The sequence below is a fragment of the Streptomyces sp. NPDC006872 genome, from assembly GCF_040635845.1.
Taxonomy (GTDB): domain Bacteria; phylum Actinomycetota; class Actinomycetes; order Streptomycetales; family Streptomycetaceae; genus Streptomyces.
This window is the reverse complement of sequence record NZ_JBEYIL010000014.1, coordinates 113,949-140,948: the sequence shown is the minus strand read 5'-3', so window position 1 is coordinate 140,948 and position 27,000 is coordinate 113,949. Positions and strand designations below refer to the sequence as shown.

The 27,000-nt window shown below is 70.7% G+C and carries 28 protein-coding genes and 1 riboswitch; of the genes, 26 read left to right on the top strand and 2 right to left on the bottom strand.

The genetic code is table 11. From position 1 onward, the window contains the following. The first annotated feature begins 38 nt into the window (after positions 1-38). Together ffh and ftsH are read left to right on the top strand one after the other, a co-directional pair. The gene (gene ffh, locus ABZ725_RS35225) at positions 39-1,589 is read left to right on the top strand and encodes a signal recognition particle protein (protein WP_358806509.1); all 1,551 of its coding nucleotides are present in this window, start codon (positions 39-41) and stop codon (positions 1,587-1,589) included. 95 nt (positions 1,590-1,684) lie between these two features. Then, complete coding sequence (gene ftsH / locus ABZ725_RS35220) at positions 1,685-3,619, top strand: ATP-dependent zinc metalloprotease FtsH (protein ID WP_358806508.1); 1,935 nt, start codon at positions 1,685-1,687, stop codon at positions 3,617-3,619. A gap of 28 nt (positions 3,620-3,647) precedes the next feature. Here the strand turns inward: ftsH and ABZ725_RS35215 are convergent, their stop codons facing one another. After that, positions 3,648-4,547 carry an SAM-dependent methyltransferase gene (locus tag ABZ725_RS35215; protein ID WP_358806507.1) on the bottom strand — a complete coding sequence of 300 codons (900 nt, stop codon included), beginning with the start codon at positions 4,545-4,547 and terminating at the stop codon, positions 3,648-3,650. Between the two features lie 199 nt (positions 4,548-4,746). Between ABZ725_RS35215 and proS the strand changes: the two genes are divergently transcribed. The 18 genes from proS (at position 4,747) to ABZ725_RS35125 (ending at position 19,478) form a co-directional block, all read left to right on the top strand. Then, positions 4,747-6,162 carry a proline--tRNA ligase gene (gene proS, locus ABZ725_RS35210; RefSeq protein WP_358806506.1) on the top strand — a complete coding sequence of 472 codons (1,416 nt, stop codon included), beginning with the start codon at positions 4,747-4,749 and terminating at the stop codon, positions 6,160-6,162. 260 nt (positions 6,163-6,422) lie between these two features. Beyond that, positions 6,423-7,019, top strand: a complete 597-nt coding sequence (locus ABZ725_RS35205) for a hypothetical protein (RefSeq protein ID WP_351911628.1) — start codon at positions 6,423-6,425, stop codon at positions 7,017-7,019. A 290-nt stretch (positions 7,020-7,309) separates the two neighbouring features. Further along, on the top strand, positions 7,310-7,732 hold the full coding sequence (gene rpsP, locus ABZ725_RS35200; protein WP_358806505.1) for a 30S ribosomal protein S16: 423 nt from the start codon (positions 7,310-7,312) through the stop codon (positions 7,730-7,732). A gap of 5 nt (positions 7,733-7,737) precedes the next feature. Continuing rightward, entirely contained in the window at positions 7,738-7,977 is a 240-nt protein-coding gene (locus ABZ725_RS35195; protein ID WP_003973401.1) for an RNA-binding protein, read from the top strand. A gap of 85 nt (positions 7,978-8,062) precedes the next feature. After that, on the top strand, positions 8,063-8,623 hold the full coding sequence (gene rimM, locus ABZ725_RS35190; RefSeq protein WP_358806504.1) for a ribosome maturation factor RimM: 561 nt from the start codon (positions 8,063-8,065) through the stop codon (positions 8,621-8,623). Next, complete coding sequence (gene trmD / locus ABZ725_RS35185) at positions 8,623-9,456, top strand: tRNA (guanosine(37)-N1)-methyltransferase TrmD (protein WP_358806503.1); 834 nt, start codon at positions 8,623-8,625, stop codon at positions 9,454-9,456. The genes rimM and trmD overlap by 1 nt, the downstream gene beginning before the upstream one ends. Before the next feature lie 137 nt (positions 9,457-9,593). Then, positions 9,594-9,944: a 50S ribosomal protein L19 gene (gene rplS, locus ABZ725_RS35180; protein ID WP_351911624.1), complete on the top strand. Its 351-nt coding sequence runs from the start codon at positions 9,594-9,596 to the stop codon at positions 9,942-9,944. 45 nt (positions 9,945-9,989) lie between these two features. Then, positions 9,990-10,688, top strand: a complete 699-nt coding sequence (lepB, locus tag ABZ725_RS35175) for a signal peptidase I (RefSeq protein ID WP_351911623.1) — start codon at positions 9,990-9,992, stop codon at positions 10,686-10,688. After that, positions 10,681-11,778: a signal peptidase I gene (gene lepB, locus ABZ725_RS35170; protein ID WP_358806502.1), complete on the top strand. Its 1,098-nt coding sequence runs from the start codon at positions 10,681-10,683 to the stop codon at positions 11,776-11,778. The genes lepB (ABZ725_RS35175) and lepB (ABZ725_RS35170) overlap by 8 nt, the downstream gene beginning before the upstream one ends. After that, complete coding sequence (gene lepB / locus ABZ725_RS35165; protein ID WP_358806501.1) at positions 11,666-12,646, top strand: signal peptidase I; 981 nt, start codon at positions 11,666-11,668, stop codon at positions 12,644-12,646. The genes lepB (ABZ725_RS35170) and lepB (ABZ725_RS35165) overlap by 113 nt, the downstream gene beginning before the upstream one ends. Positions 12,647-12,755: 109 nt before the next feature. Next, positions 12,756-13,538 carry a signal peptidase I gene (gene lepB / locus ABZ725_RS35160; RefSeq protein WP_358806500.1) on the top strand — a complete coding sequence of 261 codons (783 nt, stop codon included), beginning with the start codon at positions 12,756-12,758 and terminating at the stop codon, positions 13,536-13,538. Then, entirely contained in the window at positions 13,528-14,064 is a 537-nt protein-coding gene (locus tag ABZ725_RS35155; RefSeq protein ID WP_358806499.1) for an NUDIX hydrolase, read from the top strand. Before lepB (ABZ725_RS35160) ends, ABZ725_RS35155 begins: the two co-directional genes overlap by 11 nt. Before the next feature lie 56 nt (positions 14,065-14,120). Beyond that, positions 14,121-14,429 carry a DUF2469 domain-containing protein gene (locus ABZ725_RS35150; protein ID WP_005311352.1) on the top strand — a complete coding sequence of 103 codons (309 nt, stop codon included), beginning with the start codon at positions 14,121-14,123 and terminating at the stop codon, positions 14,427-14,429. Between the two features lie 106 nt (positions 14,430-14,535). Beyond that, complete coding sequence (locus tag ABZ725_RS35145; protein ID WP_351911618.1) at positions 14,536-14,907, top strand: YraN family protein; 372 nt, start codon at positions 14,536-14,538, stop codon at positions 14,905-14,907. A gap of 1 nt (position 14,908) precedes the next feature. Next, positions 14,909-16,534, top strand: a complete 1,626-nt coding sequence (locus ABZ725_RS35140; protein ID WP_358806498.1) for a YifB family Mg chelatase-like AAA ATPase — start codon at positions 14,909-14,911, stop codon at positions 16,532-16,534. Between the two features lie 11 nt (positions 16,535-16,545). Beyond that, on the top strand, positions 16,546-17,706 hold the full coding sequence (dprA, locus tag ABZ725_RS35135) for a DNA-processing protein DprA (RefSeq protein ID WP_358806599.1): 1,161 nt from the start codon (positions 16,546-16,548) through the stop codon (positions 17,704-17,706). A 264-nt stretch (positions 17,707-17,970) separates the two neighbouring features. Further along, positions 17,971-18,813: an RNA polymerase sigma factor WhiG gene (gene whiG / locus ABZ725_RS35130; protein ID WP_351911615.1), complete on the top strand. Its 843-nt coding sequence runs from the start codon at positions 17,971-17,973 to the stop codon at positions 18,811-18,813. 107 nt (positions 18,814-18,920) lie between these two features. Then, positions 18,921-19,478 (top strand): helix-turn-helix domain-containing protein, encoded by a 558-nt coding sequence (locus ABZ725_RS35125; protein WP_351911696.1) that lies wholly within the window; start codon positions 18,921-18,923, stop codon positions 19,476-19,478. 384 nt (positions 19,479-19,862) lie between these two features. Here ABZ725_RS35125 and ABZ725_RS35120 read toward each other — a convergent pair whose 3' ends face one another. Beyond that, positions 19,863-20,417, bottom strand: coding sequence for a M23 family metallopeptidase (locus tag ABZ725_RS35120; RefSeq protein ID WP_358806598.1), 555 nt, complete (start codon positions 20,415-20,417; stop codon positions 19,863-19,865). 331 nt (positions 20,418-20,748) lie between these two features. Here ABZ725_RS35120 and rpsB point away from each other — a divergent pair, with 331 nt between their 5' ends. The 6 genes from rpsB to rlmN all read left to right on the top strand — a co-directional run bounded on the left by rpsB (position 20,749) and on the right by rlmN (position 26,824). Further along, the gene (gene rpsB / locus ABZ725_RS35115; RefSeq protein WP_358806497.1) at positions 20,749-21,663 is read left to right on the top strand and encodes a 30S ribosomal protein S2; all 915 of its coding nucleotides are present in this window, start codon (positions 20,749-20,751) and stop codon (positions 21,661-21,663) included. 158 nt (positions 21,664-21,821) lie between these two features. Continuing rightward, a complete protein-coding gene (gene tsf / locus ABZ725_RS35110) occupies positions 21,822-22,658 on the top strand; it encodes a translation elongation factor Ts (protein ID WP_358806496.1) in 837 nt (278 codons plus the stop codon). A gap of 189 nt (positions 22,659-22,847) precedes the next feature. Continuing rightward, positions 22,848-23,606, top strand: a complete 759-nt coding sequence (pyrH, locus tag ABZ725_RS35105) for a UMP kinase (RefSeq protein WP_351919554.1) — start codon at positions 22,848-22,850, stop codon at positions 23,604-23,606. Between the two features lie 173 nt (positions 23,607-23,779). Continuing rightward, positions 23,780-24,337 carry a ribosome recycling factor gene (gene frr / locus ABZ725_RS35100; protein ID WP_351919555.1) on the top strand — a complete coding sequence of 186 codons (558 nt, stop codon included), beginning with the start codon at positions 23,780-23,782 and terminating at the stop codon, positions 24,335-24,337. Then, positions 24,337-25,563 (top strand): phosphatidate cytidylyltransferase, encoded by a 1,227-nt coding sequence (locus tag ABZ725_RS35095; protein ID WP_358806495.1) that lies wholly within the window; start codon positions 24,337-24,339, stop codon positions 25,561-25,563. Before frr ends, ABZ725_RS35095 begins: the two co-directional genes overlap by 1 nt. A 154-nt stretch (positions 25,564-25,717) precedes the next feature. Then, positions 25,718-26,824: a 23S rRNA (adenine(2503)-C(2))-methyltransferase RlmN gene (rlmN, locus tag ABZ725_RS35090; RefSeq protein WP_351919558.1), complete on the top strand. Its 1,107-nt coding sequence runs from the start codon at positions 25,718-25,720 to the stop codon at positions 26,822-26,824. Positions 26,825-26,846: 22 nt separating this feature from the next. Then, positions 26,847-26,954, top strand: a riboswitch (TPP riboswitch). Positions 26,955-27,000 lie beyond the last annotated feature (46 nt).

The window sequence follows — 27,000 nt, the reverse complement described above, 5'->3', positions numbered from 1 at the left end:
CGCTCAGACCGCCCCCGACCCCGAGGACCGACGCCGCCGTGTTCGATACTCTTTCCGATCGCCTCTCAGCGACCTTCAAAAACTTGCGCGGCAAGGGGCGCTTGAGCGAAGCGGACATCGACGCCACGGCGCGCGAGATCCGCATCGCCCTCCTCGAAGCCGACGTGGCCCTGCCGGTCGTCCGCACGTTCATCAAGAACGTCAAGGAGCGCGCCCTCGGCTCGGACGTCTCCAAGGCGCTGAACCCCGCCCAGCAGGTCCTGAAGATCGTCAACGAGGAACTCGTCACCATCCTCGGCGGCGAGACCCGGCGGCTGCGCTTCGCCAAGCAGCCGCCCACCGTGATCATGCTCGCGGGTCTCCAGGGCGCCGGTAAGACCACCCTCGCGGGCAAGCTCGGCCACTGGCTGAAGGGGCAGGGCCACTCGCCGCTCCTCGTCGCCGCCGACCTCCAGCGCCCCAACGCCGTCAACCAGCTCAGCGTCGTCGCCGAGCGCGCCGGCGTGGCCGTATACGCGCCGGAGCCCGGCAACGGCGTCGGCGACCCGGTCAAGGTCGCCAAGGACTCCATCGAGTTCGCCAAGACCAAGGTCCACGACATCGTGATCGTGGACACCGCCGGCCGGCTCGGCATCGACGCCGAGCTGATGCAGCAGGCCGCGGACATCCGCGACGCCGTCTCGCCCGACGAGATCCTCTTCGTCGTCGACGCGATGATCGGTCAGGACGCGGTCAACACCGCCGAGGCCTTCCGGGACGGCGTCGGCTTCGACGGTGTCGTGCTGTCGAAGCTCGACGGCGACGCCCGTGGTGGCGCCGCGCTCTCCATCGCCTCGGTGACCGGCAAGCCGATCATGTTCGCGTCGAACGGCGAGAAGCTCGACGACTTCGACGCCTTCCACCCTGACCGGATGGCCTCCCGCATCCTCGACATGGGTGACCTGCTCACCCTGATCGAGCAGGCGGAGAAGACGTTCAGTCAGGAAGAGGCCGAGAAAATGGCCTCCAAGCTGGCGTCCAAGAAGGGCCAGGACTTCACCCTGGACGACTTCCTGGCCCAGATGGAGCAGGTCAGGAAGATGGGCAGCATCAGCAAGCTGCTCGGCATGCTGCCCGGCATGGGCCAGATCAAGGACCAGATCGCCAACCTCGACGAGCGGGACGTCGACCGCACGGCCGCGATCATCAAGTCGATGACCCCGGGCGAGCGCCAGGACCCGACGATCATCAACGGCTCGCGCCGCGCCCGTATCGCCAAGGGTTCCGGTGTCGAGGTCAGCGCGGTGAAGGGCCTGGTCGAGCGGTTCTTCGAGGCCCGCAAGATGATGTCCCGGATGGCTCAGGGCGGCGGGATGCCCGGCATGCCGGGGATCCCGGGCATGGGTGGCGGCCCCGGCCGCACCAAGAAGCAGCCCAAGCAGGCCAAGGGCAAGCAGCGCTCCGGCAACCCGATGAAGCGCAAGCAGCAGGAGCTGGAGGCGGCCCAGCGCCGTGAGGCCCAGGCCCAGGGCGGCAACCCGCTCGGGCTGCCGCAGCAGGGCGCACAGGACTTCGAGCTGCCGGACGAGTTCAAGAAGTTCATGGGCTGACGGCCCTGCCGCACCCGACGCCGAGGGCGCTCTCCCCGCACGGGAGGGCGCCCTCAGCGCATGCCGGGGACCGTTCCGTGCCGTAACGTCCAGATATGGGCAATGCCGCGCCGTCCCGCAGGGCACCGGACCAGCCTTGGCGCACCGAGGGCACTCCCGAGGAGCCGCCGCGGCGGCCCGGCGGACGCAGGCCACGCGGCCGATGGTGGGGCCTCGCGGTCACCGCGGTGATCGTCTTCCTGCTGGTCTACGTGGGGCTGAACTACCTCGGTCAAGGCGACGAGCCGACGATCTCGTACACGGAGTTCAGCCGGCAGGTCGACGAGGGCAATGTCGAGAAGATCTACTCCAAGGGCGACGCCATCCAGGGCCAGCTCAAGCAGGCCCGGGACGATCCCGACGGCGACGGCGAGTACACCAAGTTCAAGACCCAGCGGCCGGCTTTCGCGGACGACGATCTCTGGCAGAGCCTGGACCGCCGCGATGTCACCGTGACCGCGCAGCCGGTGGTGCAGCAGCGCGGTCTGCTGTCCAACCTGCTGCTGTCGCTGGTGCCGATCGTGATCCTGGTCGCGGTGTGGATCTTCTTCGCGCGGCGGTTCGGCGGCGGCATGGGCGGTGCGGGCGGCATGCTCGGCCGCAAGGCGCCGCCCAAGCCGGTCGAGCTCCTGCCCGGCACCCAGCGCACCACCTTCGCCGACGTGGCCGGCATCGACGAGGTCAAGGGCGAGCTGGACGACGTCGTCGACTTCCTGGAGCATCCGGACGTCTACCGCCGGATGGGCGCCAAGATGCCGCGCGGGGTGCTGCTGGCCGGTTCGCCGGGCACCGGCAAGACCCTGCTGGCGCGGGCGGTGGCGGGCGAGGCGGGTGTGCCGTTCTTCTCGGCCTCGGCCTCCGAGTTCATCGAGATGATCGTCGGTGTCGGCGCCTCCCGGGTCCGGGAGCTGTTCGCCGAGGCGCGCAAGGTGGCCCCCTCGATCATCTTCATCGACGAGATCGACACCATCGGGCGGGTCCGCAGCGCGGGCGCCTCGGTCAGCGGTCACGACGAGCGTGAGCAGACGCTGAACCAGATCCTCACCGAGATGGACGGCTTCTCCGGCTCGGAGGGCGTGATCGTCATCGCGGCCACGAACCGCGCCGACATCCTCGATCCGGCGCTGACCCGGCCCGGTCGTTTCGACCGGGTGGTCAACGTCTCCCCGCCGGACCGTGCCGGACGCGCGGCGATCCTGCGGATCCACACCCGGGAGATCCCGCTCGCCGCCGACGTGGACCTGGTCCAGGTGGCCCGGACGACCCCGGGCATGACCGGTGCGGATCTGGCCAATCTCGCCAACGAGGCCGCCCTGCTCGCCGTCAAGCGAGGGCAGGAGCAGGTGACCGCGTCCGATCTCTCCGAGGCGCTGGAGAAGGTGCAGCTCGGGGCCGAGCGCACGCTGGTGATGCCCGAGGAGGACCGCCGGCGCACCGCCTACCACGAGAGCGGCCACGCCCTGCTCGGCATGCTCCAGCCCGGCGCCGACCCCGTCCGCAAGGTCACCATCGTGCCGCGCGGCCGGGCGCTCGGCGTGACGCTGTCCACCCCCGAGGTGGAGCGGTACGCGCACTCCGAGGAGTATCTGCGCGGCCGCATCATCGGGGCCCTCGGCGGGATGGCCGCCGAGCAGGTGATCTACGGGGTGGTCACCACGGGTGCGGAGAACGACCTCGAACAGGTCAGCAACATCGCCCGCGGGATGGTCGCGCGCTGGGGCATGAGCCCGCGGGTCGGCCGGCTCTCCGCCCTCCCGAGCGATGCCCAGCAGGCCTACGGTCTCGCCGCCGCGCCGGCCACCCTCGACGTCATCGACCACGAGATGCGCCGGATCGTCGACGAGTGCTACGAGGAGGCGTGCCGCAGACTCCGCGACCACCAGGACCAGTTGGACGCCCTCGCCGAGGCGCTGCTGGAGAACGAGACGCTGGAGGAGGCGGACGCCTACCGCATCGCCGGGATCGCCAGGCCGACCAAGGGAGAGGCTTAGCCCTCCGGGGGCGTGCGCGGGCGTGCGTTCAGGGCGTGCGCGCGATGAGGTACCGGAACACGTTCGGCATCCACACCGTCCCGTCCGGGCGCCGGTACGGGTGCAGTGCCTCCGTCAGCTCCTTGTCGACCTGCGCCTGGTCCGTCGCCGAGACCGCCGCGTCGAACAGGCCGGTGGACAGCAGGCCCTTGAGGGCGCTCTCCACGTCCGCGTACCCGAACGGGCAGGCCACCCGCCCCGAGCCGTCCGGCCGCAGTCCGGCCCGTCCGGCGACCTCCTCCAGGTCGTCGCGCAGCGCCGGACGCAGCCGGACCGTGCCGCCGCGCAGCGGATCCGCCAGCTTCGCCGCGACCCGCAGCACCGCCGACGTGGCACAGCGCTCCGGCGGCCCCCAGCCGACCAGCACCACGGGCGCGCCGCGCACGGCGAGCGGCTTCGCCTCGGTGAGCTGAGCGGCGAGCCGGTCCGCGTCGCCCGCGCGGCACCCGATCGGCTCGAAGGCGGTCACCAGGTTGTACGCGGGCGTCGCCGTGTCGACCGCGTTCCTCGGCGAGCGGTCGGTGAGCCGGAAGCCGCCGCTGTCGCGGCTGCCGGAGCTTCCCGCACGCGCGTGCGTGACGCGCTCCTCGGGCTCCTTCGGCAGCAGCCGCTCGCGTGCGAGGGCCAGCCGCTCGGAGGAGGAGGGCTCGACACCCGTGAGGGCGGCCGCGCCTCTGGCGGCGGCCATCAGCAGGGCGAGCCCGGAGCCGCAGCCGAGGGCGAGGAGCCGGGTGCCGGCTCCCACGTCCAGTCGCTCGTGGACGGCCTCGTAGAGCGGCACCAGCATCCGCTCCTGGATCTCCGACCAGTCACGCGCGCGTGCACCCAGGTCCGCGCGGGACGTCGGTCCCGCGTGAGGCAGGTGCTGTCGCACGAGCGTAGGTGTCATGGATAAGCGCCCCAATCCGCCGAGAATCGACGCAGTAACCGATCAGGTGGCCCCCGTGCAGTGCGCTCGCACTTCCCCCGTATGTCAGGTAACTCCCCGTACGCGACGGCGTCCAGAGGTCTCGGGGCCCGGCTTGTGGACTTGCTGTGCCTGTGGCCAGAATTCACATTCCGGCAACTTGGGCCCGTACCATCGCGCCATGGCAAAGGCACCCGTTCTCACCCCGCGGGCAGACGATTTCCCGCGCTGGTACCAGGATCTGATCAACAAGGCGGAGCTGGCCGACAACGGCCCGGTGCGCGGCACGATGGTGATCCGACCGTACGGTTACGGGCTGTGGGAGCGGATGCAGGCGGAGATGGACGCCCGCATCAAGGAGACGGGCACCGAGAACGCGTACTTCCCGCTGCTGATCCCGCAGTCGTACCTCACGCGCGAGGCGGACCATGTCGAGGGTTTCGCGCCCGAGTTGGCCGTGGTCACGCACGGCGGCGGCAAGGAGCTGGAGGAGCCGGCGGTCGTCCGGCCCACGTCCGAGACGATCGTCAACGAGTACTTCTCCAAGTGGGTGCAGAGCTACCGCGACCTGCCCCTGCTGATCAACCAGTGGGCCAATGTGGTCCGTTGGGAGCTGCGGCCCCGGCTGTTCCTGCGTACCTCCGAGTTCCTGTGGCAGGAGGGGCACACGGCCCACGCCACCTACGAGGAGGCCCGTGACTTCGCCGCGCGCATCCATCGCGAGGTCTACGGCGACTTCCTGGAGAACATCCTCGCGATCGACTTCGTCGCGGGCCGCAAGACGGTCAAGGAACGCTTCGCGGGGGCAATCAACACGCTGACCCTCGAAAGCATGATGGGCGACGGCAAGGCCCTCCAGATGGTCACCAGCCATGAGCTGGGCCAGAACTTCGCCAAGGCCTTCAACACCCGGTACCTGTCGAAGGGCGGCGCCCAGGAACTGGTCTGGCAGACCTCCTGGGGTTCGACGACCCGCATGATCGGCGCGCTGGTGATGACCCACGGCGACGACGACGGACTGCGGGTGCCGCCGCGGCTGGCGCAGATCCAGGTCGTCGTCCTGGCGATCAAGGGCGACGAGGCGGTTCTGGCCAAGGTCCGCGAGCTGGGCGACCGGCTGAAGGCGGCGGGCATCCGCGTCCGGGTCGACGACCGCACCGACGTCCCGTTCGGGCGGCGCGCGGTCGACTGGGAGCTGAAGGGCGTGCCCGTCCGCATCGAGATCGGGCCCCGTGACCTGGAGAACGGCACGGCGATGCTGGCCCGCCGTATCCCGGGCGGCAAGGAGCCGGTGGCGATCGACACGATCGTCGGTCTGCTGCCCGCCCTTCTGGAAGAGGACCAGGCGCTGCTGCTGCAGCAGTCCCGCGAGCGCCGCGAGTCCCGTACGACGGACGTGTCGACGATCGAGGAGGCGGCCGAGGCGGCCGTCGCCGGCGGCTGGGCGCGCATCCCGTGGGCGACCCTCGGCGAGGAGGGCGAGGCCAGGCTGGCCGAGCAGTCGCTGACCGTACGGTGTCTGGTCGCCGAGGACGGGTCGGTGCCGGACGACGGGGACGCCCCCGGTAACGTCGCGATCGTCGCGCGCGCTTACTGAGACAGCGCCCTCCGCCCGAGAGAGCGACCGAAACGCCCCTTGCGCCTCTGCGGATCATCCCTGCCCCGGCGCGCGGACATGGTCTACGCGCCGGGTCGTAAGGGGTCTACGCACCAGCTTGGTATGAGCTGTGAGGCTTCTCCGCAGATCAGCGCACCCGCCCTCGTCTCCACGCATCAGTGGCAACTGACGGGTACGTGCAAATTATTTGGGATGCCCCGGAATAGGAACACAGGGGCACTCCCGCTCGTTGTCATTACGTGAGCACGACACAGACACCACCAGTTCTCGCCGCAGAGCTGGCAGAGGCGTGGGCCGACATTCAGCGGTACCACCCCGAACTGCCGGATCTCGCCGCGCCAGAGTCCCTGATCGGGGAGTCGTCGTCCGCCTGCGGTCACGAGCTCTCCTTCGAGCGACTGCTTCACGAAGCAGTCCATGGCATCGCCGCCGCCCGAGGCGTCCGTGACACCTCCCGTGCCGGCCGCTACCACAACCGCAGATTCCTCGCGATCGCCGAGGAGCTGGGCCTGGACCACCCGGAGGAACCGCACCCGAGCAGCGGTTTCTCCCTGGTCACGCTCAACCCCGAGGCCAAGCGTCGCTACCGGCCGACGATCGAGCGCCTCCAGCGGGCCCTCAAGGCCCACACGGCGGCCACCTCCGCCGACACCACCCGCACGTTCCGCGGCCCGGCGGCCCGCCACGGCTCCTCCGGCGGAGGCGTCCGGGTGAAGGCCGTCTGCGACTGCGGGCGCAACGTGCGGGTCGTGCCCTCGGTCCTGGCCCAGGCGCCGATCGTGTGCGGGGGCTGCGGCAAGCCGTTCCGGATCCCGGAGATCGTCGGCGCGGCCTAGTCACGGGCAGGTCATGCACCGGCATCTCGTGGCTGCCGGTTCAGCGTGGCGCGGGGCGCCGTCGCCTTGTCGACGGCTCCCCGCGGGCGCCGGGCGCCTGTCAGGCATGCCCTGAACCACCCGTGGCCGGAAGGGCCCCAGGTGGTGTGGCACAATGGCTAGCTGTACTCGACAGTCGCACAGGACCCCTCTCTCCTCCGGCTGACGCGTCCATCGGGCACTCGGGTACCGCAACCCCACGCGGCAATCTGCCGTGCCCAACCACGTCAAAACCAGGAGAACCCACTCCCGTGGCAGTCAAGATCAAGCTGAAGCGTCTGGGCAAGATCCGTTCGCCTCACTACCGCATCGTCGTCGCCGACTCCCGCACCCGTCGTGACGGCCGTGCGATCGAGGAGATCGGCAAGTACCAGCCGACGTACAACCCGTCGGTCATGGAGGTCGACGCCGACCGCGTGGCGTACTGGCTGGGTGTCGGCGCGCAGCCGACCGAGCCCGTGCTCGCCATCCTGAAGAAGACCGGCGACTGGCAGAAGTTCAAGGGCGAGCCCGCCCCGGCGCCGCTGCTCGTCGCCGAGCCGAAGAAGGCTCGTCCGTCGTTCGAGGCCCTCGGCGGCGACGACTCGGGCAAGGGTGAGGCCATCACCCAGAAGAAGAAGGCCGAGAAGAAGGACGAGGCCGCGGCCGAGTCCTCTGAGTCGACCGAGGCCTGAGCAGCATGCTCGAAGAGGCGCTTGAGCACCTCGTGAAGGGCATCGTCGACAACCCCGACGATGTGCAGGTCGCGTCCCGCAACCTGCGCCGCGGGCGCGTGCTCGAGGTCCGGGTGCACCCGGACGACCTCGGCAAGGTGATCGGCCGCAACGGCCGCACCGCACGCGCTCTGCGCACCGTCGTGGGCGCCATCGGCGGGCGGGGCGTCCGTGTCGACCTCGTCGACGTGGACCACGTTCGCTGAACGCGTTTCGCAGCACCGGCTCGGGCCGGGGAGGGCCACTGGGCCGTCCCCGGCCCGTAGTCGTTACGACAGGAGATCCAGAGAAGTGCAGTTGGTTGTCGCTCGCATCGGCCGCGCCCATGGCATCAAGGGCGAGGTCACCGTCGAGGTCCGTACCGACGAGCCGGAACTCCGGCTCGCTCCCGGTGCTGTGCTGGCCACCGATCCGGCCGCCACCGGCCCGCTCACCATCGAGACCGGCCGCGTCCACAGCGGTCGCCTCCTGCTGCGCTTCGAGGGCGTACGCGACCGCACCGCCGCCGAGGCCCTGCGCAACACCCTCCTGATCGCCGACGTCGATCCGGAGGAACTGCCGGAGGACGAGGACGAGTACTACGACCACCAGCTCATGGACCTGGACGTGGTCACCAAGGACGGCGCCGAGGTCGGCCGGATCACCGAGATCTCGCACCTGCCCTCCCAGGACCTGTTCATCGTCGAGCGGCCCGACGGCACCGAGGTGATGATCCCGTTCGTCGAGGCGATCGTCGTCGAGATCGACCTCGAGGAGCAGCGGGCCGTCATCGACCCGCCGCCGGGGCTGATCGACGACCGGGCGGAGATCGCCTCCGAACGGGACGCGGCCGAAGGCGAGGGCACGGCGTAATGCGCCTCGACGTCGTCACGATCTTCCCCGAGTACCTCGACCCGCTGAACGTCTCCCTCGTCGGCAAGGCACGCGCGCGCGGGCAGCTCGACGTCCGGGTGCACGACCTGCGGGAGTGGACGTACGATCGGCACAACACCGTCGACGACACCCCCTACGGCGGTGGGCCCGGCATGGTCATGAAGACCGACCCCTGGGGCGCCGCCCTCGACTCCGTCCTCGCCGACGGCTACGAGCGGGGCGCACACGCACCGGCGCTCGTCGTACCGACCCCCAGCGGCCGCCCCTTCACCCAGGAACTGGCCGTCGAGCTCTCCGAACGCCCCTGGCTGATCTTCACCCCGGCGCGCTACGAGGGCATCGACCGACGGGTCATCGACGAGTACGCCACCCGGATCCCGGTCTACGAGGTCTCCATCGGCGACTACGTCCTGGCCGGCGGAGAGGCCGCCGTCCTCGTCGTCACCGAGGCCGTGGCGCGACTGCTGCCCGGTGTGCTCGGCAACGCCGAGTCGCACCGCGACGACTCCTTCGCGCCCGGCGCCATGGCCAACCTCCTGGAAGGCCCCGTCTACACCAAGCCGCCCGCCTGGCGCGGCCGGGAGATCCCCGAGGTGCTGCTCAGCGGCCACCACGGCAAGATCGCCCGCTGGCGACGCGACGAGGCCCTGCGCCGCACCACGGCCAACCGGCCCGACCTGATAGAGCGCTGCGATCCGAAGACCTTCGACAAGAAGGACCGCGAGATGCTCTCCATCCTGGGCTGGATGCCCGACCCGGAGGGTGCGCCGTACGGTCGATTTTGGCGCAGGACCGAGGGCATGGAAGAATAGGTCGCTGTTGTGCGCCGTCCGGTGTGCGCCCCTGCCGCAGGGGGACACGACGCCCGCCTCGACGGGCACACGGCACTCAATCTTCGAACATCTAGTTCCGTTGATGACCTGTGGCATCAGCGAAGAAAGCAGACGAAATGTCTCACCTGCTCGACAATGTCGACGCCGCGTCGCTGCGCACCGACATCCCGGCCTTCCGCCCGGGTGACACCGTCAACGTCCACGTCCGCGTCATCGAGGGCAACCGCTCCCGTGTGCAGCAGTTCAAGGGCGTGGTGATCCGCCGCCAGGGCGCCGGAGTCCGCGAGACCTTCACGGTCCGCAAGGTCTCCTTCTCCGTCGGCGTCGAGCGCACGTTCCCGGTGCACACCCCGATCGTCGAGAAGATCGAGCTCGTCACCCGCGGTGACGTGCGTCGCGCGAAGCTGTACTACCTCCGTGAGCTGCGCGGCAAGGCTGCGAAGATCAAGGAGAAGCGCGACAACTGAGTGCCTTCAGGGGTTCATAGAGGGGCCGGATAGCATCTGGCCCCGATGGACACCGAAGCTCGAACGACGACGGAGCGCGACCGCTCCTCCAGCCCTGAACCAGCGGGCGCGGAGGGCCGGTCGCGTTTCGCGTTGGTGGCGTGGATCACGGAGCGGATCCCGGGCGGCCGGATCAGTCTCACCCTGCTGGTCTGCCTGGTGTTTTTGCTGGTCCTCAACGCTTTCGTGGCGCAACCATTCCAGATTCCCAGCGGATCCATGGAAAACGGATTGAGGATCGGTGACCGGGTTCTCGTAAATAAGTTGGCGTACCGTTTCGGTGCCGAGCCGCGGCGCGGCGACGTCATCGTGTTCGACGGCACCGGGTACTTCGGGAACTCCGACTACATCAAGCGCGTCGTGGGTGTAGGGGGAGACCACGTTGTCTGCTGCGACAAGGAGGGGAGGATCCAGGTGAACGGCCGGTCGGTCGACGAGTCGACGTTCCTGTACCCCGGCGACAGCCCGTCCACGGTGGACTTCGACGCGGTCGTGCCGGACGGCGCGCTGTTCGTCCTCGGCGACCATCGCAGTCACTCCAGCGACTCCCGGGACCACCTGGGCTCACCGGGCGGCGGCATGATCCCCGTCGACGCGGTGATCGGCCGTGCCGACTGGGTCGTCTGGCCCTACGCCCACCTCACGCGTCTGCCCCGACCGGGCGCCTACGCGCGCGTGCCCGGCACGGAGGGCGCCCATGGGTAACCGCGGCAAGCCGCGCGGCGTGCCCACCTCCGCCGCGGACCAGCTCCTGCCCACCGGCGTCCGGCGCGCCGCCAGCCCGTCCGGCGGCCGCTCGCGCGCGGAGCGGCGCAAGCTCCAGCGCAAGGTCAAGCGCAAGCGCAGGCGGTCGGCCGTCCGGGAGGTACCGCTGCTGGTCGGCGTCGCCGTCCTGATAGCCCTGGTGCTGAAGACCTTTCTCGTCCAGGCCTTCGTGATCCCGTCCGGCTCCATGGAGCAGACGATCCAGATCGGCGACCGCGTCCTGGTCGACAAGTTCACCCCGTGGTTCGGCTCGAAGCCCGAGCGCGGGGACGTCGTCGTCTTCAAGGATCCCGGTGGCTGGCTGGACGACGAGCAGACCACGACCAAGAAGGAGGACCCGATCGTCGTCAAGCAGATCAAGGAAGGGCTCACCTTCATCGGTCTGCTGCCGTCCGACAACGAGAAGGACCTCATCAAGCGGGTCGTCGGAGTGGGCGGCGACCGCGTCGTGTGCTGCGACACGCAGGGCCGGGTGACCGTCAACGGCGTTCCCCTGGAGGAGGGGGCGTATCTGTATCCCGGCAACGAGCCCTCCGCCACGGCCTTCGACATCACCGTCCCCCAGGGGCGGCTGTGGGTGATGGGAGATCACCGGGCCAACTCCGCGGACTCCCGCGCCCATCAGAACACCGACTACGGCGGCACCGTCTCGGAGGACGAGGTGGTGGGGCGGGCCATGGTCATCGCCTGGCCGCTGGGTCACTGGGTGCGCCTCAAAGAACCGCAAACTTTCTCTTCCGTGTCCGGCTCGACGGCCACGACGACCGCGTCCGCCCAGCTGTCGCATAGGGTTGCTCCCGGCGATCCGAACGGATCGATTCGACAACTCCCGAGCCCTGCGGAACTCCCGCTCGTTATGGGAGTGGTGGGCCTGCGTCGTATGTGGGGCAGGCAGCGGCACAGAGTGAGGAGTTGGCGTGGGGGATGTGGCGGTTGGCGCACGGTCCGGGCACGACGGCGAGGATCATCGCGGACACCCCGTGGAAGCCGCCGACCCGGCTCTGGACGGCGGCGTGACCTCCGGGAGTGACCCCGCGGCGGGCGGCGACGGCCCTCCGGCGGACGAGCCGCCCGGGACCGACGAGGTGGGCTCCGGCGACTCGGCCCCGAAGCCGAGGAAGCCGCGCTCCTTCTGGAAGGAGCTGCCGATCCTGATCGGGATCGCGCTCGTCCTCGCGCTGCTGATCAAGACGTTCCTGGTGCAGGCGTTCTCCATCCCGTCGGCCTCGATGGAGAACACCCTCAGGATCGGCGACCGGGTCCTGGTGGACAAGCTGACCCCGTGGTTCGGCTCCGAGCCGGAGCGCGGCGAGGTCGTCGTCTTCCACGACCCCGACGACTGGCTGGCCGGCGAGGCCACCGTCGACCCGAACGCCTTCCAGACCTTCCTCAGCTGGATCGGCCTGATGCCGTCCGCGGAGGAGAAGGACCTGATCAAGCGGGTCATCGGGGTCGGCGGGGACACCGTCTCCTGCAAGGGCACGGGTCCGCTCACGGTCAACGGCAAGGCGCTGAACGAGCCGTACGTGTACCCCGGCAACACCCCCTGCAGCCAGGACGACCAGGGTGGTCAGTTCACGGTGAAGGTCCCCAAGGGGTACGTCTGGGTGATGGGCGACCACCGGCAGAACTCCCGCGACTCGCGCTACAACCAGTCGGACGAGAACCACGGCATGGTGCCCGTCGACCAGGTCGTCGGCCGTGCCATCGTCAAGGCCTGGCCGCTCACCCGCTGGGGCACGCTGCCGGTGCCGGACACCTTCGACCAGACCGGCCTGAGCGACCAGTCCGCGGCCTCCGCGGCCCTGACGGTCGCCCCGCAGGGCCTCGCCCTCGCCGGGGTAGTGCCGGTGGTCCTGTGGCGCCGTCGGCGCACGGCGGACGCCGAGACCCGCTGACCCTCCCCCTGCCGCTCGGCAAACCCTTTCCCAAGGTTGCGGCCCTGGCCGGGAATGCCGAGGAAGAGGGGCTGCCCCGGTTCGGTACCGCCGGGTAGGGTGCGGATCCATGGGTGGCGAGAGCACTACGCGTACGGCCCCGCACAGCGGCGGTGGCATCAGCAGTGGCCCGGTGGGCAGCCGGACCGGACAGCGTCTGTCCGGACTGGCCGTCGCACTGGGCCTCGTGCTGTTCCTCGCCGGATTCGGCTGGGGCGCCCTGGTCTACCGGCCGTACACCGTGCCCACCTCCTCCATGAGCCCGACGATCGCCGCCGGCGACCGCGTCCTGGCCGAGCGGATCGACGGCGGTGAGGTGCGCCGCGGGGATGTGGTCGTCTTCACCGACAAGACCTGGGCGAGCGACTCGGCCGTGGTCAAGCGGGTGGTCGCGATCGGCGGCGACACGGTCGCCTGCTGCACCGACGGCAAGCTGACCGTCAACGGGAAGCAGATCGAGGAACCGTATCTGCCGGCGGGCAGCCTGGCCGAGATCAAGAACTTCCCGACCGTGACCGTCCCCGACGGCAGGCTGTTCCTGCTCGGCGACGAGCGGGAGGGCTCCCTGGACTCCACCGCCCACCTCTCGGACGCGGCGCAGGGCACGGTCGCACGGGGCGCCGTGACGGCGCGCGTCGACGCCGTCGTCTGGCCCATGAACGGCATGCTGAAGCGTCCGACGGGCTTCGAGACCCTCGGCGACCTCTCCCGGCCCGGTCCGCTGCGGACGATGGGCTGGATGATCGTCGTCGGCGCGGTGCTGGTGCTGGGCGGCGGAGCGTACGGCCCGATCGCCAAGCGGACGTCGGCCCGCCGCGGCCGCAACCAGCCGGAGCCGGCCGGTGCCCGCTGACCCGGCGGACGAGCCGACGGGCGCGACTCTCGACTCGTACGAAGGCGGGCTGCGCAAGGTCGCCCGGGTCGTCCTCCTCGACCCGCAGGACCGCATCCTGCTGCTGCACGGCCATGAGCCCGACGACCCGGCCGACGACTGGTGGTTCACGCCGGGCGGCGGCGTCGAGGGCGATGAGACCCGTGAAGAGGCCGCCCTGCGGGAACTCGTCGAGGAGACCGGGATCGCCGAGGTCGAGCTCGGCCCGGTGCTCTGGCGGCGGAGGTGCTCCTTCCCGTTCGCCGGCCGCCGCTGGGACCAGGACGAGTGGTACTACCTCGCCCGTACGACGGTGACGGCGACCCGCGCGACGGCCCTGACCGAGCTGGAGCGGCGCAGCGTCGCCGGAGCACGTTGGTGGACGTGTCAGGAACTGACCCGGGCACATGAGACGGTGTATCCGACCAGACTCGCCGAGCTGCTGCGCAGGCTGCTCGACGAAGGTCCTCCGGCCGGACCGGTGACCCTAGACACGGAAATCGTCTAGAGGCGCACGGGACTGGCGCACAATGGGGGGATCGCACGGCTGAAGGGGAACATGCCATGAGCGCCGAGGACCTCGAGAAGTACGAGACCGAGATGGAGCTGAAGCTCTACCGGGAGTACCGCGATGTCGTCGGTCTGTTCAAATATGTGATCGAGACCGAACGGCGCTTCTACCTCACCAATGACTACGAGATGCAGGTGCACTCGGTCCAGGGCGAGGTGTTCTTCGAGGTGTCGATGGCGGACGCCTGGGTGTGGGACATGTATCGGCCGGCCCGGTTCGTGAAGCAGGTACGGGTGCTCACATTCAAGGACGTGAACATCGAGGAGCTGAACAAGAGCGACCTGGAGCTTCCGGGGAGCTGAGTTCGCTCGCACGGGTGACCAGGTTGTCCACAGCCGCCGACTTCTCCACCAAGATCCTTCTGGTGGCGGCGGATGCGTGAGTGTCGGTGCCGGAGGTGGTGCCGACATGAACGCGGATCTGGCACGTGGTGCACGCGGCAAGTACGGCGAGGAGCTGGCCGCCCGACGGCTGGCCGAGGCCGGAATGACGGTCCTGGAGCGCAACTGGCGCTGTGGCAGGACCGGTGAGATCGACATCGTCGCCAGGGACGGCGACGTCCTGGTCGTCTGCGAGGTGAAGACCCGCAGCGGGGGCGGATTCCAGCACCCGATGGCGGCGGTGACGCCGGAGAAGGTCGAGCGCCTGCGCGGCCTGGCCGAGCGATGGATCCAGGCGCACGGGGGAGCTCCGCCGGGCGGCGTCCGCATCGACCTGATCGGCGTCGTCCTGCCCCGCCGCGGAGCGGCCGTCGTCGAGCACGCGCGGGGGGTGGCCTGAGATGGGGTTCGCGCGCACGTGCTCGGTGACGCTGGTGGGCGTCGAAGGAGTCGTCGTCGAGGTCCAGGCCGACCTCGAACCGGGAGTGGCGGCCTTCACGCTGGTGGGGCTGCCGGACAAGAGCCTGACCGAGAGCCGCGAGCGGGTACGGGCGGCGGTGGTCAACTCGGGCGGCGAATGGCCGCAGAAGAAGCTCACCGTCGGACTCAGCCCGGCCTCGGTGCCCAAGGGCGGCAGCGGTTTTGACCTTGCTGTGGCCTGCGCCGTGCTCGGCGCCGCCGAGCGGATCGACCCGCGGGTCCTCACCGACATCGTGATGATCGGGGAACTCGGCCTGGACGGACGGGTGCGCCCGGTGCGGGGCATCCTGCCCGCCGTGCTGGCCGCGGCCGACGCCGGATACGAACAGGTGGTCGTGCCGGAGTGCGCCGCGGCCGAGGCGGCACTGGTCCCGGGGGTCTCGGTGCTCGGGGTGCGCAGCCTGCGCCAGCTGATCGCCGTCCTCGCGGACGAACCCGTGCCCGAGGAGGAGCTGGACGACACGGGCCGCCCGGATCCGCTCCTGGCCGGCCTGCGGATGCCCGGCACGGGCGCGGCCACCGGCATGCACAGCTTCGGCGCCGCCCAGCACGACCACGAGCACGACCTCGCGGACGTCGTCGGCCAGGGCTCGGCGCGCACCGCGGTGGAGGTGGCCGCCGCGGGCGGACACCACCTCTTCCTGGAAGGACCGCCCGGGGCGGGCAAGACCATGCTCGCGGAACGCCTGCCGGCCGTGCTGCCCCGACTGGGCCGGCAGGAGTCGCTGGAGGTCACCGCGGTGCACTCGGTGGCCGGGCTGCTGCCGCCGGGCAAGCCCCTCATCGACCTGCCCCCGTACTGCGCCCCGCACCACTCGGCCACCATGCAGTCGCTGATCGGCGGCGGGGCGGGGATGGCCCGGCCCGGAGCCGTGTCGCTGGCCCACCGGGGAGTGCTCTTCCTCGACGAGACCCCGGAATTCGGCAGCCAGGCACTCGACGCGCTAAGGCAGCCGCTGGAGGCGGGGCATGTGGTGATCGCGCGCAGTGCGGGAGTGGTCCGGTTCCCGGCCCGCTTCCAGATGGTGCTCGCGGCCAACCCCTGCCCGTGCGGCCGGTTCTCGCAGCGGGACAGCCTGTGCGAGTGTCCGCCCTCCGTGATCCGCCGCTATCAGGCGCGGCTCTCCGGGCCGCTGCTCGACCGGGTCGACCTGCGCGTCGAGGTCGACCCGGTCAGCCGGGCCGAGCTCGCGCACCGCGGTCCCGGAGGGGAGTCCACGGCGACCGTCGCCGACCGGGTCAGGGCCGCCCGGGAGCGCGCGGCGGCCCGGCTGGCGGGCACCCCGTGGCGGACCAACAGCGAGGTGCCGGGACGCGAGCTGCGAAGTCGCTGGCATGCCGCCGTCGGGGCCATGGACGAGGCGGAGCGGAACCTGGAGCGAGGGGTGCTGACCGCCCGGGGGCTCGACCGGGTGCTGCGCGTCGCCTGGACCGTCGCCGACCTCGTCGGACACGACCGCCCCGGCGCGATGGACGTGGCCCTGGCCCTGCAACTGCGCACGGGGGTGCCACGCGGTGTCCCGATGGCCCTCGGGGCCCTGACGTGAACGGCCGCGACGTGAACGGCGGTGGCGGATCCGCCGACGACCGGCTCGCCCGCGTCTTCCTCGGGCGGGTCCTCGAGCCCGGTGACGAGGTGGGCGGGCAGTGGGTGCGGGAGCGCGGGGTGCCGGAGGTGGTGCGGCGACTGCGGAGCGACGGGGAGCCGCTGCCGGGCGTGACCGCCCGGCGCTGGGCCGGTCTGCGGGCGCGCGCCGGGCGGGCCGAGCCGGAGCGCGATCTGGCCGCCGCGCGGGAGACCGGGGTGCGGTTCGTGTGCCCGGGGGACGCCGAGTGGCCGGGAACGCTGGACGAGCTCGGCGACGCCCGGCCGTTGGGGCTGTGGGTGCGCGGGCGGCCCAGTCTGCGGATGTGGGCGCTGCGGTCGGTCGCCGTCGTCGGAGCCCGCGCCTGCACCGAGTACGGCGCCCACATGGCCGCCGCCCTCGCCTGCGGCCTGGCCGAACGGGGCTGGGTCGTGGTGTCCGGCGGCGCCTACGGAGTCGACGGCGCCGCCCACCGGGGCGCCCTCGGCGCGGGCGGCGCCACCGTCGCGGTCCTCGCCTGCGGGGTCGACCAGCCCTATCCGCGCGGCCACACGGAGTTGATCAACCGGATCGCGGAACAGGGCCTGGTGGTCGGGGAGTTGCCGCCCGGGGACCATCCGACGCCGAGCAGGTTCATCCTGCGCAATCGGGTGATCGCCGCGCTCACCCGGGGCACGGTCGTCGTCGAGGCCGCCTACCGCAGCGGCTCACTGGTCACCGCGCGGGCGGCGCAGCGGCTGGGCCGCCACACGATAGGAGTGCCCGGGCCGGCCACCAGCGGCCTCTCCGCCGGGGTGCACGAGCTCCTGCGGGGGGAGGCCGTGCTGGTCACCGACGCCGCGGAGATCGTCGAGTTGGTGGGTGACATGGGCGAGCTGGCCCCGGACCGGCGTGGGCCGGTGCTGCCGCGCGACCTGCTGGAGCCGGGCGCCCGGCGGGTCCTGGCCGCGCTGCCCGCCCGCAGGCCCGCGGCGGCCGAGGAGGTCGCCCGCGAGGCCCGCACCACACCCGACGACGCGATCGCGAGGCTGTACGAGCTCAAGGCGCTCGGCTATGTCGAACGACACGGCGACGGCTGGAAGTTGACACGCCAGGCGATGGTCTCCGTTCGAGGGGGTCGCCCGCCGTGTTGACCCGGGGTGTTCGGCCGTCCGGGGGAACGCCGAAAGCCTTGGGAATTCCGCCAGTTGACCCACTCCGATGATCATCCACGGCGACCGGCGGGACCCTGGAGTGCGCCCAGCGGAACGTATCTGCGTACCGGTCCGGGCACGGCCTTCGCGCACCGCGACACTCCAGTCACGCTACGCTCACGAGGATTCCGGCACAGAACGGCACCACTGCACCACGCGGTACCCACCTCGCACACTTCACGGCAGAACGGCACAAGGCGACGAATGCCCCAGCACACCTCCGGGTCCGACCGGGCGGCGATCCCCCCAGCCGCCCGTGACGGTGGCAGCGTGCGCCCGCCCGCTCCCTCGACGCTCGACGAGCTGTGGCGCTCGTACAAGACGACCGGGGACGAGCGGCTGCGGGAGCAGCTGATCCTGCACTACTCACCGCTGGTGAAGTACGTGGCGGGAAGGGTGAGCGTCGGTCTGCCGCCCAATGTGGAGCAGGCCGACTTCGTGTCCTCAGGGGTCTTCGGGCTGATCGACGCGATCGAGAAGTTCGACATCGACCGGGAGATCAAGTTCGAGACGTACGCGATCACCCGCATCCGGGGCGCGATGATCGACGAGCTGCGCGCGCTGGACTGGATCCCGCGGTCGGTGCGGCAGAAGGCCCGCAACGTCGAGCGGGCCTACGCCACGCTGGAGGCGCGGCTGCGGCGAACCCCTTCGGAGTGCGAGGTGGCCGCCGAGCTGGGCATCGCGGTGGACGAACTGCACGCCGTGTTCAGCCAGTTGTCGCTGGCCAACGTGGTCGCGCTGGAGGAGCTGCTGCATGTCGGGGGCGAGGGCGGCGACCGGCTGAGCCTGATGGACACCCTCGAGGACACCGCCGCGGACAACCCCGTGGAGGTGGCCGAGGACCGGGAGCTCAGGCGGTTCCTGGCGCGGGCCATCAACACCCTGCCCGACCGGGAGAAGACGGTCGTCACGCTGTACTACTACGAAGGGCTGACGCTCGCCGAGATCGGGAACGTGCTGGGCGTGACCGAGAGCAGGGTCAGCCAGATCCACACCAAGTCCGTGCTCCAGCTGCGCGCGAAACTGGCGAGCTTCGGTCGTTGAGCTGCGTTCGCCGACCTGGCCGGATGACACAAGTGCGGGCGGAGTCACTCCCGCCGGGGGTGGCGCGTCCGTAGAGTGTTGACGTGCCAAGGATTCGAGCGGCCTCCGTGGCCGAGCACCGATCGATGCAGCGCGCCTCCCTCCTGGACGCGGCACGCTCCCTGTTGTCCGAGGGCGGGACGGAGGCGCTGACCTTTCCGGCCCTCGCCGAGCGGACGGGCCTCGCGCGCTCGTCCGTGTACGAGTACTTCCGCTCGCGCGCCGCCGTGGTCGAGGAGCTGTGCGAGGTCGACTTCCCCGTGTGGGCGGCGGAGGTCGAGGCGGCCATGGCCGCCGTCGACGGCGCGGAGGCCAAGGTCGAGGCGTATGTCCGGCGGCAGCTCGCGCTGGTGGGCGACCGGCGGCACCGGGCCGTCGTCGCGATCTCGGCGAGTGAGCTGGACGCCGGGGCCCGGGAGAAGATCCGGGCCGCGCACGGCGGCCTCGTGACGATGATCGGGGAGGCGCTGGCGGAACTGGGGCACGCGGAGCCCCGCCTGGCGGCGATGCTCTTGCAGGGCGTCGTGGACGCGGCGGTGCGACGGATCGAGCTGGGCGCCGCGGAGGATCCCTCGGCGATCACGGACGCGGCGGTGGCGATGGTGCTGCGAGGCGTCCAGGGCTGAGTCCCGGCCCGCCCGCCCGAACACCCGGCCCGACCGCCGCCCGCCTCGACCGGTCCGGCGGCCCGCTCGCCCCGCCCGCCTGGCCCGGCGGCCCGCGCGGCCCGACCGACCGCCCGGCCCGACCGGTCCGGCGCCCGAGTGCCCGACTGCCCGACCGGTCCGGCGGGCCCGCTCGCCCCGACCGCCGGCCCCGCCCGCCCGCCAGGCCCGGCGGCCCGCCCGGCCCGCCCGCCCGCCTCGACCGGCCCGGCGCCCGACTGCCCGGCCCGCCCGTACCGGCCGGCCGCCCGCCCAACCGCCGCCCGCCCGGCCCGGCCGCCCGACTGGCCCGCCCCGCCGGGCCGACCGCCCCGCCCCTACCGCCGCCGTGACGCGGGCGGTCGGTCATGGCAGGGGTACGCCCAGTACCGGTAGGAGTCGGGGTGGGCCGGTGTGGTGTAGCCATGGGGGGAGCAGCGACAAGGGGTCCAGGTAGGTCCTGCCGCTCAGCAGGCCCCAGTGCACACAGGTCCGGGTGCAGTGGGAGCCCGTCGGCTCCACCGTGCCGACCGCCTGGCCCGGGGCCACCTCGTCACCCTTCCGCACCGATGCCCGCACCGGTTCGTACGTCGTGCGCAGGGGTGGTTCGCCCGTCGCCGTCAGTTCGACCGAGACGACGCCCCGCCCCGCCACCCGGCCCGCGAAGGACACACGGCCGGCCGCGACCGTCCGTACCGGCGCGCCCGGCGGGGCCGCCAGATCGACGCCACGGTGACCGCGGGCGTACGGCGTCGCCGGCGGCTCCCAGCCGCGCAGCACCACCGGTCGCGTGCCCACCGGCCAGGCCCGGCCGATCTGCGGGACCGCGGGTGAAGGGGGCGCGGGGGCTCGCGGCGGGGCCTGCGGGTCCGCCCACGCCACGGACGCCAGGACCAGGAGCGTCATCGGCAGGAGCGTCATCGACAGGAGCAGCGCCAGGCCGCCGAGGCATCGCTTCGCGTTCATATGCATGGGAAAACCGTTCCGCATCCGAGCGATCACGGCCCCGACCTGTGGACCACTCGCCGGTTGTGGACAGCGGCGTCACCCGTCGGCCCGCGGGTCCCGTACACTTCTTCTGGCGATCCGGGTCACCGGGTCGACTTCGCACGCCCCGGTATCGGGTGCCGGCCACGGTCGGTCTCCCGGTATCAGCGCCCCTCGGTCCTCAGTGGCTCGGCGCATCGCGGGCGTCAGGCGCGGGAGCCGTCCGGTTCCCGCGGCACAACCGAGAAACCCAAGGAGAACGGCCATGGCCGTCGTCACGATGCGGGAGCTGCTGGAAAGCGGCGTCCACTTCGGTCACCAGACCCGTCGCTGGAACCCGAAGATGAAGCGCTTCATCTTCACCGAGCGCAACGGCATCTACATCATCGACCTGCTCCAGTCGCTGTCGTACATCGACCGCGCCTACGAGTTCGTCAAGGAGACCGTCGCCCACGGCGGCACGGTCATGTTCGTCGGCACGAAGAAGCAGGCGCAGGAAGCGATCGCCGAGCAGGCGACCCGCGTCGGCATGCCCTACGTCAACCAGCGCTGGCTGGGCGGCATGCTCACCAACTTCTCGACCGTCTACAAGCGTCTGCAGCGCCTCAAGGAGCTCGAGCTCATCGACTTCGAGGACGTCGCCGCTTCGGGTCTGACCAAGAAGGAGCTCCTGGTCCTCTCGCGTGAGAAGGCCAAGCTCGAGAAGACCCTCGGTGGTATCCGCGAGATGTCCAAGGTGCCCAGCGCCGTCTGGATCGTGGACACCAAGAAGGAGCACATCGCGGTCGGCGAGGCCCGGAAGCTCAACATCCCGGTCGTCGCCATCCTCGACACCAACTGCGACCCCGACGAGGTCGACTACAAGATCCCGGGCAACGACGACGCGATCCGCTCCGTCACCCTGCTCACCCGTGTGATCGCCGACGCGGTCGCCGAGGGCCTCATCTCCCGCTCCGGCGTCGCCACCGGCGACAAGGGCGAGAAGGCCGTCAGCGAGCCGCTGGCCGAGTGGGAGCGCGACCTGCTCGAGGGCGAGAAGAAGGCCGACGAGGCCGAGAAGCCCGCCGAGGCCGCTGCCGAGGCTCCCGCCGCTGAGGCTCCGGTCGCCGAAGAGGCGCCCGCCGCCGAAGAGGCCCCCGCTGCCGAGGCCGCTCCGGCCGCCGAGGGCGAGCAGGCCTGAGTCAGGCCGTAGGCCGTACGGTGGCTGAGCCGTCCGTACGGCCCCAGGGACGAGAGTGACGGCGGGCGGCGTCTTGACTGCGCCGCCCGCCGTTCACCCACCGCCCCAGATCTTCGTAGATCTTCGAGACTTCGAACTCCGAGAGAGATTCACAGATCATGGCGAACTACACCGCCGCTGACGTCAAGAAGCTCCGTGAGCTCACCGGCGCCGGCATGATGGACTGCAAGAAGGCGCTGGACGAGGCCGAGGGCAACGTCGAGAAGGCCGTCGAGGCGCTCCGGATCAAGGGCCAGAAGGGCGTCGCCAAGCGCGAGGGCCGCTCCGCCGAGAACGGCGCCGTGGTCTCGATCATCGCCGACGACAACTCCTCCGGCGTCCTCGTCGAGCTGAAGTGCGAGACGGACTTCGTCGCCAAGGGCGAGAAGTTCCAGGCCGCCGCGGGCGCGATCGCCGAGCACGTCGCCAAGACCTCCCCGGCCGACCTCGAGACGCTGCTCGCCTCCGAGATCGAGGCCGGCAAGACCGTCCAGGCGTTCGTGGACGAGGCCAACGCCAACCTCGGCGAGAAGATCGTGCTGGACCGCTTCGCGGTGTTCGCCGACGGCTTCGTGTTCGCGTACATGCACCGCACGATGCCCGACCTGCCCCCGCAGATCGGTGTCCTCGTCGAGCTGGACAAGCCGAACGCCGACGTCGCCAAGGGCATCGCCCAGCACATCGCCGCCTTCGCGCCGAAGTACCTCTCCAAGGAGGACGTGCCGGCCGAGGTCGTCGAGTCCGAGCGCCGCGTCGCCGAGGAGACCACCCGCGCCGAGGGCAAGCCCGAGGCCGCCCTGCCGAAGATCGTCGAGGGTCGCCTCAACGGCTTCTTCAAGGACGCCACGCTGCTCGGCCAGCCGTACGCGCTGGACAACAAGAAGTCCGTCCAGAAGGTCCTGGACGAGGCCGGTGTCGCCCTGAAGCGCTTCACGCGCATCAAGGTCGGCATCTGAGTCCGTACCGCGATCGACGCGTCGGCCCGATAGGGTCGGGTGCAGTCGTCCGGTACGCCGTCACGCGCACGCGTGACGGACGACAGCAGATCTGACGAGGAGGCCATTGCCGAGCATGGGTTGCGGACGACACCCCACCGGCAGTGGCCTTCTTCGTATGTGCACCACGTGAAAGAGGCGGGATCTCCCATGACCACCAAGCCCCAGAAGAGCGACGACGGCAAGGTACGCGGCCGGTTTCTGCTGAAGCTGTCCGGTGAGGCATTCTCCGGTGGCGGGGGCCTGGGCGTGGACCCCAACGTGGTGCACAAGATCGCCCGGGAGATCGCGGCCGTCGTCCGGGACGGCGCGGAGATCGCCGTCGTCATCGGCGGCGGCAACTTCTTCCGCGGCGCCGAACTCCAGGTGCGCGGCATGGACCGGGCCCGCTCGGACTACATGGGCATGCTGGGCACGGTCATGAACTGCCTCGCCCTCCAGGACTTCCTGGAGAAGGAAGGCATCGACAGCCGCGTCCAGACGGCCATCACCATGGGCCAGGTCGCGGAGCCGTACATCCCGCTGCGGGCCGTGCGGCACCTGGAGAAGGGTCGGGTGGTCATCTTCGGCGCCGGTATGGGCATGCCCTACTTCTCGACCGACACCACCGCCGCGCAGCGCGCCCTGGAGATCGACGCCGAGGCGCTGCTGATGGGCAAGAACGGCGTGGACGGCGTCTACGACTCCGACCCGAAGACCAACCCGGAGGCCGTCAAGTTCGACGCCCTCGGCTATGGCGAGGTCATCACGCGCGAGCTGAAGGTCGCCGACGCCACCGCCGTCACACTGTGCCGTGACAACAAGCTTCCGATCCTCGTCTTCGAGCTTCTGGCGGAGGGCAATATCGCTCGCGCCGTCAAGGGTGAGAAGATCGGCACGCTTGTGGGTGAGCAAGGCAGCCGGGCCTGACCGGTACAACCCCGGTCTCGTACGACAGAACCTGACCGGGCGACGGACCCCGGCCGAAGGATGGACAATGTCCTGCCGGTCGGGAACCGTGCAGGAAGAAGACGCGACGCAGCCGGCCGCCGCCCCCGCAAGGAACCGCAGCCGGGCCTACTCAAGACACGCAGGAGCAAGTGGTGATCGAAGAGACCCTCCTCGAGGCCGAGGAGAAGATGGAGAAGGCCGTCGTGGTCGCCAAGGAGGACTTCGCCGCGATCCGCACCGGCCGTGCGCACCCGGCGATGTTCAACAAGATCGTGGCCGACTACTACGGCGCGCCGACGCCGATCAACCAGCTGGCTTCGTTCTCCGTGCCGGAGCCGCGCATGGCGGTAGTCACCCCGTTCGACAAGACGGCCCTGCGCAACATCGAGCAGGCCATCCGTGACTCCGACCTCGGCGTCAACCCCAGCAACGACGGCAACATCATCCGGGTGGTGTTCCCCGAGCTCACCGAGGAGCGCCGCCGCGACTACATCAAGGTCGCCAAGAGCAAGGGCGAGGACGCCAAGGTGTCCATCCGCGCGGTCCGTCGCAAGGCCAAGGACGGGATCGACAAGCTCGTCAAGGACGGCGAGGTCGGCGAGGACGAGGGCCGCCGTGCGGAGAAGGAGCTCGACGACGCGACGCACAAGTACGTCGCCCAGGTGGACGAGCTCCTGAAGCACAAGGAAGCGGAGCTTCTCGAGGTCTGATGAACGACTCTTCCTGGGGCTCACCGCCACAAGCCGGGTCACGGGCCGGGTACTGGGGGCCCGCCGCCCAGGGTCCTGTCCAGGGGGCCGCCCCGGCGGGTCCCGCGTACGATGCGCCTGAGGCGCAGCAGACTCGCCCCATGCCCATCGTCCCCGACGTACCCGCGCACGGCGGAAACCAGGATGACGACCGGGGGGCCGCTCGGCCGGGCGGCCCCTTGTTCCGAGACGAGCCCTACGGCACCGCGTCCTACGGCAACCCGCCTTACGGCGGCACGCCTTACGGCAGCGAGCCCTACGGCGACGCCGCCCGCGGCGACGACACCCCGTCGGCACGGCCCCACGCGGCGGTGCCGCAGAATCCGGAGCCCATGCCCGACGCCCCTCAGCCTGCGCCCGCACCGCAGAAGAAGAGCGCGGGCCGAGACCTGGGCGCGGCCATAGGGGTCGCGGTCGGACTCGGTGCGGTGATCCTCGCGTCGCTGCTCGTCGTCAAGGCCGTGTTCGTCGGTGTGGTCGCGGTCGCCGTCGTCGTCGGTCTGTGGGAGCTGACCAGCAGGCTGCAGGAGCGCAAGGGCATCAAGGCGCCGCTCGTGCCGCTCGCGGTCGGCGGCGCCGCGATGGTCGTCGCCGGTTACGTCCGGGGTGCCGAGGGCGCCTGGGTCGCCATGGCCCTCACCGCGCTCGCGGTGCTGGTCTGGCGGATGACGGAACCGCCCGAGGGCTATCTGAAGGACGTCACCGCCGGCGTCTTCGCGGCCTTCTACGTGCCGTTCCTGGCCACGTTCGTCGCCCTGATGCTGGCCTCCGACGACGGAGCGTTCCGCGTCATGACGTTCCTGCTGCTGACGGTCGTCAGCGACACGGGCGCGTACGCCGTCGGCTGGCGTTTCGGCAGGACCAAGCTGGCTCCGCGCATCAGCCCCGGCAAGACCCGCGAGGGCCTGCTCGGCGCGGTGTCGTTCGCGATGCTCGCGGGCGCGCTGTTGATGCAGTTCCTGATCGACGACGGCACCTGGTGGCAGGGCCTGGTGCTCGGCTTCGCCGTCGCGGCCAGCGCCACGCTCGGCGACCTGGGCGAGTCCATGATCAAGCGGGACCTGGGCATCAAGGACATGGGCACGCTCCTCCCGGGCCACGGCGGCATCATGGACCGGCTGGACTCGCTGCTGCCCACGGCTCCTGTCGTATGGGCGTTGTTCGTGCTGTTCGTGGGCTCCGGCTGACCCACCCGCGCAGAACGGCTCGTACGGGCCCCCGCCCCGGTCTCCGGGGCGGGGGCCCGTCGCGTCGCGATCGCCTGGAGATCCCCCGAGGCGCTTGCCGGGGTGATGAGCGCCGCACCGGTCACACGATTCGATCTGCGACACTGGTACGGCTATGCCTAAGCCCGGAGAACTCACTTTCGTCGCCCCCCGCGGAGCCCAGAAGCCGCCGCGGCACCTTGCCGACCTCTCGCCCGCCGAGCGGAAGGAGGTCGTGGCGGAGATCGGTGAGAAGCCGTTCCGTGCCAAGCAGCTGTCCCAGCACTACTTCGCGCGCTACGCGCACGACCCGGCGGAGTGGACCGACATCCCCGCCGGTTCGCGCGAGAAGCTGCGCGAGGCGCTGCTGCCGGACCTGATGTCGGTCGTCCGGCATCTGTCGACGGACCAGGGGACCACCCGTAAGACCCTGTGGCGGCTGTTCGACGGCACCCTCGTGGAGTCGGTGCTGATGCGCTACCCGGACCGGGTGACGATGTGCATCAGCTCGCAGGCCGGATGCGGGATGAACTGCCCGTTCTGCGCGACCGGGCAGGCGGGGCTGGACCGGAACCTGTCCACCGCCGAGATCGTCCATCAGATCGTGGACGGCATGCGGGCGCTGCGGGACGGCGAGGTCCCGGGCGGTCCGGCCCGGCTGTCCAACATCGTGTTCATGGGCATGGGCGAGCCCCTCGCCAACTACAAGCGGGTCGTCGGCTCGATCCGTGCGCTCACCGACCCGGCCCCCGACGGGCTCGGGCTCTCGCAGCGGGGCATCACCGTGTCGACGGTCGGGCTCGTGCCGGCCATCCACCGGTTCTCCGACGAGGGCTTCAAGTGCCGGCTCGCGATCTCCCTGCACGCGCCCGACGACGAACTGCGCGACACCCTGGTCCCCGTGAACACGCGGTGGAAGGTGCGCGAGGTGCTGGACGCCGGGTTCGAGTACACCGAGCGGTCCGGGCGCCGGCTGTCCATCGAGTACGCGCTGATCCGGGACATCAACGACCAGGCCTGGCGTGGTGACCGGCTCGGACGGCTGCTCCGCGGCAAGCCGGTGCACGTCAACCTCATCCCGCTCAACCCGACGCCGGGCTCGAAGTGGACGGCCTCGCGGCCCGAGGACGAGAAGGCGTTCGTCGAGGCGATCGCCTCGCACGGGGTGCCCGTCACCGTCCGGGACACCCGTGGTCAGGAGATCGACGGGGCCTGCGGTCAGCTCGCGGCCACCGAGCGGTAGTCTTTAAGCCAAACACATCTTCATATTCCGACAGGGGAGCGCCACAGCGCTGAGAGTGCGGCATCCAGGCCGCAGACCCTCTGAACCTCGCCCAGGTCATTCTGGGTAGGAAGTTCGGTCATCACTCGAGCTGTTGCGCCCTGCCCGGATGTCCCGCGCGGACACCCGGGCAGGGC